This is a genomic window from Kribbella antibiotica, from assembly GCF_004349055.1.
GTDB lineage: Bacteria > Actinomycetota > Actinomycetes > Propionibacteriales > Kribbellaceae > Kribbella > Kribbella antibiotica.
The window spans coordinates 38403-50982 of the sequence record NZ_SMKX01000051.1; the positions used below are offsets into that span (position 1 = coordinate 38403).

A 12580-nucleotide genomic window follows, 5' to 3' on the forward strand; every position below is an offset into this window, starting at 1 on the left:
TCAAGCGCCGCCGTCCACCTGAACAGCGGCGCCCTTCGTGTTACTCCTCCACCGAAACAACCCGCATCCAGTCAGAGCATTCGCCCTCACACCACACGTGGTCCCCTCGATGCGCGAGCCGATCCCGCTGCACATGCCCACAGGCCAGCAAAACCCGCCGCAAAGCATGCCCTTGACTCACCGGAGAACCGGTCCGCCCTCCAGGCACGCGCTTCCTGCTCCTGAGTCCAGCCACAGCCGGTCCTCCTCTCATCTGTTTTTCGTTGAAGTGCAGGAGACAGGATTCGAACCTGCCAAGCCTGAGCACCGGGGCTACAACCCGGCCCACCTCACCACCGGTGGCGCTCCTGCATGTCGTGCGTAGCGCAGACGGGACTCGAACCCGCACACTCCGCGGTGAAAACGCGGCGACTCTTCCACTTCGTCCACTGCGCCCCGACGTACCCCGTACCGGATTCGAACCGGCGATCTCCCGGCTGAGAACCGGACGTCCTACCCGCTAGACCAACGGGGCTCGTACTGCGCGCTCCGTACCGGATTCGAACCGGCGATCCCCCGGCTGACAACCGGGTGCCCTAACCCCTAGGCCAACGAAGCTCGTACTACGCGGTGAGAGTGAGATTCGAACTCACGGGCCGACCGGAGTCGACCGACGGTTTAGCAAACCGCTGCCCCTGCCTGCAGGCGGACCTCACCTCGGGGCTGCCGTGTCCCCTGAACACGGCAGACCCTTATCCCTTGACGCAGATGACCTGCTTGAGGTGCGCGACTACCTCGACCAGGTCGGACTGCGCAGCGATGACCGACTCGATGTCCTTGTAGGCCGCTGGGAGCTCGTCGAGCACCCCGGCGTCCTTGCGGGACTCGACCCCGGCCGTCTGCGCAATCAGGTCGTCGACGGTGAACCGCCGCTTCGCCTCGTTGCGGCTCATCCGTCGGCCTGCCCCGTGTGAGGCCGAGTGGAACGAACGCTCCGAGCCGAGACCGCGGACGACGTACGAGCCCGTCCCCATCGAGCCCGGGATCAGGCCGAGGTCGCCGGCGCCGGCCCGGATCGCGCCCTTGCGGGTGACGAGCAGGTCGAGGCCGTCGAAGTGCTCCTCGGCGACATAGTTGTGGTGGCACGAGATCGGTTCGTCGAACCGGATCTCCTGAGTGAACGACTCCCGCACTGCCCGCATCACGAGCGCTAGCATCGTCGCCCGGTTCTGCGACGCATACGTCTGCGCCCACGTGAGGTCCCGCCGGTACGCCGCCATCTGCGGCGTACCGGACAGGAACACGGCCAGGTCGCGGTCCGGGAGATCCGCGTTGTGCGGCAGCTCCTTGGCGATCGACATGTGTCGCTCCGCCAGCTCCTTGCCGATGTTGCGGCTTCCCGAGTGCAGCATCAGCCACACGCGGTCGTCGTCATCGAGGCAGACCTCAATGAAATGGTTTCCGCCGCCGAGCGACCCCATTTGCTTCTGAGCCTTGCTCTCACGCTGCTGCACGCCCTTGTGCAGCTCGTTGAACGACCCCCACAGCCGATCCGACACCCGTGGGTCGAGCCCCAGGCGCCGGATGCTGACCGGCTGGTCGTGCGACCGGAAACCAACCGGTACGGCGGCCTCGATCCGGGAGCGGATCCCGGACAGGTCGTCCGGCAGGTCCGCTGCCGTCAGCGACGTCAGCACACCCTCCATCCCGCACCCGATGTCGACGCCGACCGCAGCCGGCGACACAGCCTGGTACATCGCAATCACGGACCCCACCGTGGCGCCCTTACCGAGGTGCACATCCGGCATCACGCGGACACCGTGCACCCACGGCAGCGCAGCGATGTTCCGCAGCTGCTGCAGCGCTTGGGCGCCTACCTCGTACTCGTGAGCCCACATGAGCGTAGAGCTCTTCGCTCCGCTCAGCTCAACCGGAAACTCCACGTTCATCCCCTCAAATCTCATTCGTTGTCGGCTTACCAGTCCCAGGCACGCGTGTCGCCGCGGAGCATCTCCTCACCCTGTTCGTGTCAAAGCCGGTGCCGGACGCACCGGAACGCTGCCAGGGCAGGGCTCGAACCTGCGGGACCTCGGGTCAGAACCGAGGGTGGGTCACCGTCGCCCACCTGGCATCGCGCTCCAACGCGACACCGGGTGGTGTCACGTCAGAGCGATATCTCCGCACGCGAGGGAATCCACGGCTGCCACAACAGCGGCATACCGGCCTCTTCGGGCGTGCGTGAGCCCTTCTTCTCATTACATGACGCATGCGCGGCCACAGCGTTCAGCCACTCACCACGTCCACCACGGGACCGTGGCATCACGTGGTCCATCGTGGTTGCGCCCTGCTTACCGCAGTAGGCACAGGTGTGCTTGTCACGCTTCAGTACGCCGGCCCGCGTGTACTGCAGTCGCCCGGACGCATAGCGCCATTTCGTGACGACGTACCGCACCAGCCGCAGCACCCTGGGGAGAGGGAACGGTCCGATACTGGCGCCGTCATGTGCTTCCTCTACGACGGCTACTTCGCGCACCAGCATCCGGATGGCGTGCTGGATCGACACGACATGCAGCTGCTCGTACGAGGCGTTGAGAACGATCACACCGCTCATGTGCTTCCTCCTCCCTTCCAGTGTGCCCGACCACGCCACGCGAGGTCGGGTGAATCAGGTGTCGGTGCGGCCCCAGGGAGTCGAACCCTGAACCTCCTGGTCCTAAGCCAGGTGCCTCTGCCAGTTGGGCCAGAGCCGCAAGAACTACAGTGCGTCGCAGTACGACGTACAGAGGGTGTCCGGCGGGGCTCGAACCCGCTTCCTCCGGGTCCACATCCCGGTGCCTCGCCCACTTCGACCTCGGACACAGCACGCTCGGCAGGACTCGAACCTGCAACCTCCTGCTTCGTAGGCAGGCGCTCTCTCCACTTGAGCCACGAGCGTTCGGGGCGCCCGCTCGGCCGGTAGCTAGAGCATCCTGCGGGCGCCTGGTCCAGCTGGAGGGACTCGAACCCCCGTCTCCCTCAACCCAAATGAGGTGGCCTGGCCACTGGCCCACAGCTGGTGAACTGCATGCAATTGTCAATTCTGCGAATGGGCATTCGTAAATGCCCGAAGAATGCATCGGTGGAAGGAATCGAACCCTCGTAACACGGGTTTGGAATCCGGCTCGCAACCATTGCGCACCGACGTGGTCCGTCTCCGGACAAACAAAAAGAGCCGCCTGCTACCGGTTGCCCGGCCAGACGGCTCCTGAGGTGTCTCCCTCGCGGGATCACCCAGGCGGACCGCCCGAACGCAGGCGCAGTTCACTGCCGAGCTCGTGCTCATAGGCATCGATACGCACAGTTCGCAGGCACGACAGCAAAGCCATGGGGCTACGCCGCCATGCTTTCCTCGCGTTCTGCGTCCCGGTCACGATCGTCTCCTAGTCAGTAGTGCTTGCGGGGAATAGTGTCACCCGAATCCATCATCCAAGTCAACGCATTTCCCAAACACTTTCTTCCCGCCACCATTCGCAGGCCCCGCGCCACCCATTCAGCGGCCCTCTTTGTGGACTCCGCAGGCCTCCCCACGGCTCCAGCGATCCACCAAGACACCCCGACGTGGGCGACCCCACACCCCGCCCCGGGTATCCGATTCGATCTAACCCCCAACCGTTCGCTACACTCTTCCGCGGTGCCACCCGCCGCCTTAGCTCAGTCGGCAGAGCGTCTCACTCGTAATGAGAAGGTCATCGGTTCGATTCCGATAGGCGGCTCCACCGGAACCCCAGGTCACGCACTACGCGACCTGGGGTTCTGTCTGCCCCAGCCCGCCTCGTGGTGCGAGTTGGCCATCGGCCGCCGTGTGTCAGCCGGGCACGTACGTCGTCGGGTCCTGCCAGTCCTCCCTAGTGTCCTCGGAATCGGTGTGCGTCGTCGGAACAGCTGGACCTACGTAGCGATCTCGGCCAACGGCCACCAGACGCGAGACAACTCGATGGCTGCGGCGCGCGGGGTGACCTGACGGGCCCGACCGGCTTCACATGTCGTGCAGTGGCTGCTGTGGGAAGTGGTTGCTGTTGGCCCCGTTCACCACTGGGCTGACCTGGACCTCAGTGTCCTCCGATCCGTTGCTGGGTTGGCGTTATGACACGAATTGATCTCGGTGGAAATTGGTTCCAACCAACCCCGTGGAGGTGGCGTCTCAGTTCGCGTTAGGCCATCAGGGGCCGGCGTTGAGGGAGGGTTAAGTAATGAAGAAGAACGTAGTCGCGCGGATGCTGGCGAGTGCTGCGATGGTTGGGGTGGCGGCTGTTGTCGCGGGGGCGATGCCGAGCAGCGCGGCGGCTCCGAGCTACGGCTACAAGTGCTGGGGCACGTCGAAGGATCACTGCAACGTGGCGCTCCAGGCTCCCAAGGGGTGGAAGTTCACGAAGGTCGACGCGTTCGAGGCGAAGTTCAGCCACGGATCGAACGAGATGCTGCGGGTGGACGCGATCTACGCGAAGGTGAGCCCGAAGGCTCAGGTCGCGCGCAAGACCGCGGCGCTGAAGAAGGTGCCGGGCCTGAAGATTCTGTCGCTGTCCAACGGGGTCATGCCGTCGACGATTCCGGGCAACGCCCCGAAGGTCGTTTTCTACGACGTGAAGTACACCTACAGCGACGGTGCCCGGGGGCAGCGCGTGGTCACCACCCGGTACGCCGACACGCTGTTCAGCGGCAACCGGGCCCTGCTCGAATTGACCGTGGGCGGCCGGCCGCAGGACCAGGGCACGCTCGACCAGGTGCTGCGCAAGACGACGCAGACCGTGACGCTTGTCGGTTGAGGACGCTGGCTTCATTGCACAAGGCTGATCGGGGACGACGCACCGGTCACCGCGCCAGCGATCGCCTCGACCGTGTCCCCGGTCTTCCACTTCTAGCGGGCCAGGAGGCACAGGCCACAGACGGCCAGACGACCTTGGAGTCGCGGCGGCGAGCGCCCTTGGGGTACGGGCGCCACCAGGCAAAGAAGGAACCCCAGGTCACGGGCTACATGACCTGGGGTTCTGTCTGTCTGGGCGTCCTCGTGGAGCCATTCGTGGTGCGAGTTGCTAACAGGGCACCCCGGCGGCCTCCTCCGGGCCGTCTTCCTCGTCCTCGGCCGCAGAGCCACTACGCAGCTCTGCGTGTCACCAATGAGCCCACAGGGCCGGGCAACGACCAGCCATCGCCTGCGGTGGGACTGGTCGGCTGAGTCAGCGAGTCTCTGGTGTCCGCGATCGATCACGCCCCTTGAACTGCGCGCGTCCGACCAGCGGGCATCGCCAAGGTCCGTCCATGGGAACCGTGGCGGAAGCCCGGACGCAGGAAAGATCTGCGGTCAGTCGTCGCTCCAGCGATGATCGCTCCGGGTGGCATGCTGGCGGCGTGACGGATCTGATGTGCGTACGGTACCAACGGTCCGTACGCGTGGGCAGCAAGCACTACGAGGTCTTCGAGCGGATGCATTATGTGTGCTTCCACTACGAGTTCGAGCACGGAGACGCCGACGTTGACGAGGAGTGCGGCGCAGGAGGATGCCCTTCGGCGTCTCTTACCGGCGGTCGCGACCGCGTCATCGCCACCGCCAAGGAACTCGCGATCGAAGCGGCGTCGGGAGCACCGTGGAGAAACTCAGAGGCACATGAGTACCTCGAAGCCTTCGCCGCTTGGCTCTCCGACTCAGGTGGCTACTACGCCAACCGAGGACGGGTGGCTGCCGGCAACGGCTGGGATGTCGTGAACGATGCGCTGAAGGCTGCGACTACCTACGAGTGATCAAGAGCGCCTACGGCGTCCCTGCGGGATCGGCAGGCCGGCTCTTGACACCGGCCGGCGGCTCGTCATCGAGGCGACAGCAAGGCCGCTGCTTCGCCGTCTGCCAGCGGACTCGCGCGCATGAAGGATCCGTCCGGTTCGCTCATCGCTGGCTTTCTGTACACGGTCTGTCGGGGGTGGAGCCCGGACCGTGTGCCTCGTCGATGGGACGAAGCACACGGGTCCCTGGTCGTGCGTCAGTTGGGCTGGGTGCCTGTCGCTGTGACCTCGGCCAGGCTGATCACACCGGCGCTGGTGGCCGGTGACTGCACCTTGACGTAGCGGGCCACGGTGTTGGTCGGCAGACTGGTGACTGCCCCCGGCGTCGCACCGAGGTTCAGCTTGGTCACTGTGGCGTCGGCCATCAGCTGGGCGTAGGTCCGGCCCGACATGCTGGCGGTGGAGAGGAAGACCACCGCGTTGTTCAGCTTGTCGGCCGAGGCGTCGGTTCGGTTGTGCACCGTGATGTTGCTGACCCGGGAACTGGTCAGCAGGTCGACCTGCCACCACGGCTGCGAGCTGGATGCCGTCCGGCTCACCGAGCCGGCGGAGAAGACGCCGTTGGTGTTCCCATCCACGGCCCGGGCAGCGGTGCCGACGTCGGTCGACGACTGCGTGGCCGGCCGGTTGGTGGATAGGTTCACGGCGCCGGTGGTGCCGGAGACCTGTACCTCGGCCAGGTTCATGGTGGTGATGATGCTCGACAGTTGCACCCGCACGTAGCGGCCGGTGGCGTTGCCTGCGTTCAGGGTCAGGCTGTTGGTGGTGGATGAGAACGCAGAGAACGACATCTCCTTTATTGAGTTGTCGGCCTGCAGCGAGGACAGCGACCGGCCGGTCATGTCGGTCGATGAGATGAACACGGTGCCGGCGCTCAGCCGGTTCGAGTCGGTCCGGCTCCACAGCGTGACCGTGGAGACGGCCGCCGCGGAACCGAGGTCGACCTGCCACCACGGCTGGGTGGAGAGGTTGGTCTGGGTCACCGAACCGGCGGAGAAGACGCCGTTGGTGTTGCCGTCCACCGCCCGGGCCGCCACCGCGGTACCGCTGGTGCTCGACTGGGTGGCGGTCTTGCCCTGGGCCAGGTTCGGCGGACCGGTGACGGTCACCGTGGTGGTCGCCGCCGCGCTGTCTACCTTGCCGTCCCGCACGACCAGGCTAAAGGTCAGGGTGCCCGGTGTGGCCGGGGCGGTGAAGGTCGGCTTCTGAACCGTCCGGCTGGACAGCGTCACAGCCGGCCCACCGGTCTGGGTCCAGGTGTAGGTCAGCGGGTCATTGTCGGCGTCGGTGCCGGACCCGTTCAGCGTGACCGCGGTACCCGTGTTGACCGTCTGCGCCGTACCGGCGTTCGCGACCGGTACGGCGTTGACCGGGGTGGTGGTCACCGTGGTGGTGGCCGCCGCGCTGTTGGCCTTGCCGTCCCGCACGACCAGGCTGAAGGTCAGCGTGGCCGGTGTGGCCGGGGCGGTGAAGGTCGGCTTCGCCGCCGTCGTGCTGGACAGCGTCACCGCCGGTCCACCGGTCTGGGTCCAGGTGTAGGTCAGCGGGTCGTTGTCGGCGTCGGTGCCGGACCCGTTCAGGGTCACGGGCGTACCAACCGCGACCGATTGCGCCGCACCGGCGTTCGCCACCGGGACGTGGTTGGGCAGCTCCGAGAGCGGCCGCGGGGTGCAGTTGCTGATCGAGACCGTGAAGGGTTGGAGGTCGTTGTTCGTCTCGATCATGGCGCCGTCCTCGGCGCCGCTGAGCGAGATGGTGTACGACTCACCGGCGTCCACGATGGTCTCCCGCCACACGTCCGTGCCGCGCTTCCACTCGATGATCAGGACCCGGCCGGTGACCACCTGAACGGTGCACCCGTCGGCCCAGGCACCCATGTACGGGTAGAGCGGAGCGCCCGACTCCGAGTAGACGGTGCGCGCGTTGTAGCCGGAGCGGCCGTTGCCCTGGTAGGCCGTGCCGGCCGGCCAGGTGAGCACGCCGCCCTCCCAGTCGGGCTCCTCTCCGGTTCCGGCGTAGCGCCAGCGGGCGCTGACCCAGGAGACCGGGTCGCAGGTGGTGGGGTCGGTGCAGGCGGGCGGATCCGGCGGGCCCGGCTGGCCGGGCACGATGGTGTACCTGAACGGCGAACCGCTCTGCACGCTGACGATGCTGCTGCTGTTCAGGGAGCTCGACACGGTGTAGCTCTCGCCGGCCGACAGCGCGGCCAGTGCCACGTGCGAGCCGTCGGCCGGGCCCGCGTAAACCGTGGCGCTTCCGGATGTGACGGTGACCTTCCAGCCAGCCACCTTGGACGCCGGGGCGTACACGTCGTGGGAGACGGTATAGCCGTAGCGGGCCCGGACTGGCTCGGCCGCGGCCTGCCAGACCGCCGTGTCGCCGGTATCCGACGAGCCCCACGGGCACGGGCTGCTGGTGCAGTTCCAGGTGGCCAGCACCGAGCCGTCACCGGAGGCCAGCGGCGGCTCGGTCGGGGTGCCGGGGGTGATGGTGTACTCGAACGGCGAACCGCTCTGCACGCTGACGATGCTGCTGCCTAGGGTGCTGGCGACGATGTAGCTGTCGCCGGCCGACAGCGTGGTCAGTGCCGAGTGCGAGCCGTCGGCCGGACCTGCATAAACCGTGGCGCTGCCGGAAGCGACTGTGATTTTCCAGCCCGCCACCTTGGACGCCGGGGCGTACACGTCGTGCGAGACGGTATAGCCGTAACGGGCCCGGACCGGCTCGGCCGCGGCCGGCCAAACCGCCGCGTTGGTGGAGTCTGACTCGCCCCACGGGCACGGGCTGCTCGTGCAGTTCCAGATGGCCAGCACCGAGTCGTCACCGGAGGACGGCGGCGGGCCGGTCGGGACGCCGGGGGTAATTGTGTACTCGAACGGCGAACTGCTCTGCACGCTGACGATGCTGCTGCCCAAGGTGCTGGGAAGGGTATAGCTGCCGCCGGCCGACAGCGTGTTCAGTGCCGAGTGCGAGTTGTCGGCAGGGCCTGCGTAGACCGTGGCGCTGCCGGACGTGACGGTGATTTTCCAGCCCGCCACTTTGGACGCCGGGGCGTACACGTCGTGAGAGACGGTGTAGCCGTAGCGGGCTCGGATCGGCTCGGCCTCGGCCGGCCAGACCGCCGTGTTGGCGCTGTCTGACGCGCCCCACGGGCACGGGCTGCTGGTGCAGGTCCATGTCGCCACAACGGAGGACGCAGGATCAGCCTCGGCTGCCCGCGCGGGCAGGGCGGTGAAGCCCAGCACCATGACGACCACAGTAGTGACAGCGAAAAATGCGGTCGCAAAACGTTTCAGCATGCCGGCCCCCCCGGATTGTGACTCCCCTTGCGGCACACCGTAGCCCCAAGTCGCCCGCTGTCAACCGGAAAAGAAGGGGAAAGATGCAACCACGAGCCATTTGTTATGGAGTTCATCACACTACGGAGAACCTCCATTACTCATTGATGAAACCCATTGCTCAGCGATGAGAATTGGGGCCTTGGCCTGGCTGCTGACAACCGCAGGCGAGGGCAACGAGGCGGGTCTGACGTAGCCGTAGTGCGTCGACAGGTGGATGATCGCCGCTATGGACAACGGCGAGCGGCTGCAGGCGATGGTGACGGGCTACCGCGTGTCTGCAGCGCTCAGTGTTGCGGCCGAACTGGGTCTGTCGGACGAGCTGACAGCTGGGCCACGAACTCTCGGTGAACTCGCCGGCGCTGTGGGCGCGGATGAAGAGACCTTGGGCAGGCTGCTGCGCGCGTTGGTCGCGGCAGGTGTGTACGACGAAGCCGACGGCAACTACCAGAACACTCCGCTGGGAGAAGGGCTGCGATCGGACGTGCCCGGATCGCTACGGCCGCTGGCGAGGACATTGCAGGATCCCGCACTGTGGGCCGCTTGGGGTCACTTGGAACACAGCGTACGGACCGGCGAGACCGCCTTCGAAGCGTTGCACGGCGTCGATGTGTGGACTCATCGGCAACGGCTGCCGCAGCAGAACCTGATCTTCAACGACACCATGGCCGCGCTCAGTTCGGACATCGCGCAGGCGGTTGCGACGACGTACGACTTCGGCAGGAGCCACGACGTCGTCGACGTAGGGGGTGGTCGTGGCGTGCTGCTCGAGGCGGTTCTCACCGAACACGACCATCTGGCAGGCACAGTCTTCGACCTGGCTCATGTGGTGGCCGAAGCGCCGAAGTCTGCGGCGTTGCGTGAGCGCTGGTCGGCCGTCGCCGGAAGCTTCTTCGAGGAACTGCCGCCGGCCGACGCGTATCTGCTGAAATCGATCCTGCACGACTGGAGCGATGATCGCTGCCTCGACATCCTTCGCACCTGCGCGGCCTCACTCAACCCCGGCGGCGTCGTGCTCGTCGTCGAAGTGGTCCTCGACCGGCCGGGCCGCGAGCTCGGCGCGGCCTTCTCCGATCTCAACATGCTGGTGCTGCCCGGCGGCCGCGAACGCACCGAGCAACAGTTCGCCGGCCTCTTCGCGGCCGCCGGACTGCGCTTGATCCGGGTCCTCGACACAACGACCCGGATGTCGATTTTGGAGGCAACCAAAGCCTGAAGGAGCCGGGCTGAGTCGCGTGAACTGGCCGCAGAACGACCTGGGTTTCGTCTGTCTCGGCATCAGCGCCACCGTTGACACGGCCGCCCGGGCCCCGGCAGGATCGGCGTACGGCGTTGCCGACGCCCAGCCTCTGAGGACCTGCCCCAGTCAGACCCTCGTGAAGGTGAAGGGGAATCTGCCCTCAAGGTTGCTGTCGTCCAGGCCTGTTTCGAGTGCCGCTTCGCTGGGGGAATCGGGCACATCGAGGAAGGCTTGTCATGACCAAAGAAGGCAGTTTCAAGCGCGCAGTGCGTCAGCGGGCACAGGCGACCGGGTTGCGGTACACCGAGGCTCGCGCCGCGTTGGAGAAGGGCCGTACGTCGCCGTTCGCGAGCACTCGCCCTGTCGAGTTCGCCGAACTGAGGGCGCATCTCGAGACGCGATACGGCATCAGCATTACCTCGATCGCGCCGATCGACGACGACCCCGAGACACGGCCCAGCGGGTCCTGGATCGGCCATTACCCCTGGACGCTGGTCGTCAAGCGAGCGGACGGCTCGCCCTGGATCGCTCGCGTCTTCTCATCGGCAGCGGACACGGTCGGCCGTGTTGAGGGCGATGCGGAGATCCTCCGGTTCCTGGCCGCACACGACTTCCCCGCCGAACGGCTCGCGCACGACAAGCCTGTGTCGGTGTTCGAGGGCAGCGGCGTGATCGTGACCGAGTACATCGAAGGTGGCCGCCCGGACCAGTCGCCGGCGGTGCTCCACGAGCTGGCGAGCCTGCTCGGTCGCCTGCACAAACTGCCCGCGACCGGTGGCGCCGTCGCGCGGGACGGAGGGGCCGAGGAGCACGACGGCGCTTTCTTTGCAGGACGACCGAAACAGGACCTCGCGGCCGCGATGAGCTTTCTGGTGAGCGTCGAGGACACCGTTACTCCTGAGGGCCGCGAGATGTTCGAGTGGCTCCGCGACAAGGTCGAGCACGCGGATGACGCCGAAGGCCTGCCCGAGGCGTTCACCCACGGCAACTATCACGGCTGGGCCGCCGTCGGTGCCCCTGGCAACGTCTCCATCGTCGGCTGGGCAGGCTCCGGCCGCGGCCCCCGCCTGCCCGCCCTGGCCTGGCTACTAACAACCGCCGGCGAGGGCAACAGCGAGGGTGTCGCCGCGGTCGCCCGCAGCTACCGCGACCACATCCAGCTCACCAACGACGAGCTGGACCGACTCCCCGCCGTACTGGCCATGCGGCCCTTGTGGCTGGCCTGTCTCGACTACCGCCAGTCCACGCGCAACGGCTCCACCCCGTCGATGAACGAGGGCTGGATCGGCTGGCTCGCCAACCCCGAGCACGCCGAACGCCTAGCAGCGCAGGCGATCACGTCGCTCCGAGTCTGACCCACGTTCGCCGTCACAGGCGGCGGCGGTGTGGGCCCACGCCGCCGCCCGCTGCCGACGTACCGGGTCTCTAGTGGGTCAGGCTTGGGGGACCTGGTGGGGTGTGATGGATTCAAGTTCGCCCTCGTCCGGTTGCCAGGAGAGTTCGATGTCGTCGGCGGTGATCAGCCAGCGGGCGGTCGCATTCATGAACCACCACTCGATTTCGTGGACCAGGTGGCCGGCTTCGTTGAGGCGTAGTTCGTCGTAGCGCCAGTCGGAATGGCCGGTGCCTGCGGCGAACCCGTCGAGGGTGTAGGAGTGCACAGTGGGGTAGCGCAGCTTGATGTAGCCGTCGTCGTACGCGCCGCGCAGGGTTAGCTCGAGGGAGACCAGTCGGTTGTGCCAGTGCGGCTTGCCGGGGCCGGTCCGCTCCGTCATCGACATGCTTTCCAGCCGGCTGTCGTGTGGGCCGCGCGGGTCGTAGGAGGCGTAGTACCAGTCCGTCTGGGCGAGGTGCAGAGCGCCGACGGGGAACCGGTCGGCGTTGGTCTCGACGTACTCGCGGTAGGCGGTGAAGCCCTCCAGCGTGCGGCCGTCGGACTGCAGAATGAACATGCCGGGCAGTCTGCCAGGGCAGGTCAGAGGGTGCGGATGGAGAGGATGCCTTCTACGCCGTGGAGGAAGGTTTCGCAGACTTCGGTGGGGTTGGCTAGGCAGCCGGCGGCCATGGCGCCGTCTCGCATCATGACGAAGTGGCGGGAGGCGGGTTCGGGGCGTGTCCGGGCTAGCTCGGTGAAGACGGCGGTCATGGTGTCGGCGAACCACTGGCGGTGGCTGGTGACGGCCTGGTGGACGGGGTGGGCTGTCTCTTA

The 12580-nt window shown here is 66.6% G+C and carries 8 protein-coding genes and 12 tRNA genes; 5 read left to right on the plus strand and 15 right to left on the minus strand.

What is annotated here, in order from left to right; all coding sequences use genetic code 11:
- Positions 1-269: 269 nt before the first annotated feature.
- The 13 genes from E1263_RS19000 to E1263_RS19055 form a co-directional block, all read right to left on the minus strand.
- Positions 270-351, minus strand: a tRNA-Tyr gene (locus tag E1263_RS19000).
- A 10-nt stretch (positions 352-361) separates the two neighbouring features.
- Positions 362-435 (minus strand) — tRNA-Glu (locus E1263_RS19005).
- A 6-nt stretch (positions 436-441) separates the two neighbouring features.
- Positions 442-514 (minus strand) — tRNA-Glu (locus E1263_RS19010).
- 10 nt (positions 515-524) lie between these two features.
- Positions 525-597, minus strand: a tRNA-Asp gene (locus E1263_RS19015).
- A 10-nt stretch (positions 598-607) separates the two neighbouring features.
- Positions 608-696, minus strand: a tRNA-Ser gene (locus E1263_RS19020).
- 35 nt (positions 697-731) lie between these two features.
- Complete coding sequence (locus E1263_RS19025; RefSeq protein WP_132169163.1) at positions 732-1928, minus strand: RtcB family protein; 1197 nt, start codon at positions 1926-1928, stop codon at positions 732-734.
- Between the two features lie 109 nt (positions 1929-2037).
- A tRNA-Gln gene (locus E1263_RS42780) sits at positions 2038-2110 on the minus strand.
- A gap of 33 nt (positions 2111-2143) precedes the next feature.
- Positions 2144-2590: an HNH endonuclease gene (locus E1263_RS19030; RefSeq protein WP_132169165.1), complete on the minus strand. Its 447-nt coding sequence runs from the start codon at positions 2588-2590 to the stop codon at positions 2144-2146.
- A gap of 65 nt (positions 2591-2655) precedes the next feature.
- Positions 2656-2729: transfer RNA gene (locus E1263_RS19035), tRNA-Leu, on the minus strand.
- A gap of 35 nt (positions 2730-2764) precedes the next feature.
- A tRNA-His gene (locus E1263_RS19040) sits at positions 2765-2838 on the minus strand.
- A gap of 2 nt (positions 2839-2840) precedes the next feature.
- Positions 2841-2914: transfer RNA gene (locus E1263_RS19045), tRNA-Arg, on the minus strand.
- A 45-nt stretch (positions 2915-2959) separates the two neighbouring features.
- Positions 2960-3035, minus strand: a tRNA-Pro gene (locus E1263_RS19050).
- Between the two features lie 55 nt (positions 3036-3090).
- A tRNA-Trp gene (locus E1263_RS19055) sits at positions 3091-3162 on the minus strand.
- A 496-nt stretch (positions 3163-3658) separates the two neighbouring features.
- Here E1263_RS19055 and E1263_RS19060 point away from each other — a divergent pair.
- From E1263_RS19060 to E1263_RS19070, 3 genes are all read left to right on the plus strand, one after another.
- Positions 3659-3734, plus strand: a tRNA-Thr gene (locus tag E1263_RS19060).
- A 474-nt stretch (positions 3735-4208) separates the two neighbouring features.
- Positions 4209-4781 (plus strand): hypothetical protein, encoded by a 573-nt coding sequence (locus E1263_RS19065; protein ID WP_132169167.1) that lies wholly within the window; start codon positions 4209-4211, stop codon positions 4779-4781.
- Positions 4782-5364: 583 nt separating this feature from the next.
- Complete coding sequence (locus tag E1263_RS19070) at positions 5365-5754, plus strand: DUF7660 family protein (RefSeq protein WP_132169169.1); 390 nt, start codon at positions 5365-5367, stop codon at positions 5752-5754.
- Positions 5755-5990: 236 nt separating this feature from the next.
- On the opposite strand, the gene E1263_RS19075 is transcribed toward E1263_RS19070, so the two are convergent.
- Positions 5991-9092 carry a PKD domain-containing protein gene (locus E1263_RS19075; RefSeq protein ID WP_132169170.1) on the minus strand — a complete coding sequence of 1034 codons (3102 nt, stop codon included), beginning with the start codon at positions 9090-9092 and terminating at the stop codon, positions 5991-5993.
- A 268-nt stretch (positions 9093-9360) separates the two neighbouring features.
- Between E1263_RS19075 and E1263_RS19080 the strand changes: the two genes are divergently transcribed.
- The gene (locus E1263_RS19080) at positions 9361-10347 is read left to right on the plus strand and encodes a methyltransferase (protein WP_165956678.1); all 987 of its coding nucleotides are present in this window, start codon (positions 9361-9363) and stop codon (positions 10345-10347) included.
- A gap of 260 nt (positions 10348-10607) precedes the next feature.
- Positions 10608-11726 carry a phosphotransferase enzyme family protein gene (locus E1263_RS19085; protein ID WP_132169174.1) on the plus strand — a complete coding sequence of 373 codons (1119 nt, stop codon included), beginning with the start codon at positions 10608-10610 and terminating at the stop codon, positions 11724-11726.
- A 78-nt stretch (positions 11727-11804) separates the two neighbouring features.
- On the opposite strand, the gene E1263_RS19090 is transcribed toward E1263_RS19085, so the two are convergent.
- Positions 11805-12323 (minus strand): hypothetical protein, encoded by a 519-nt coding sequence (locus E1263_RS19090; RefSeq protein WP_132169176.1) that lies wholly within the window; start codon positions 12321-12323, stop codon positions 11805-11807.
- Positions 12324-12580 lie beyond the last annotated feature (257 nt).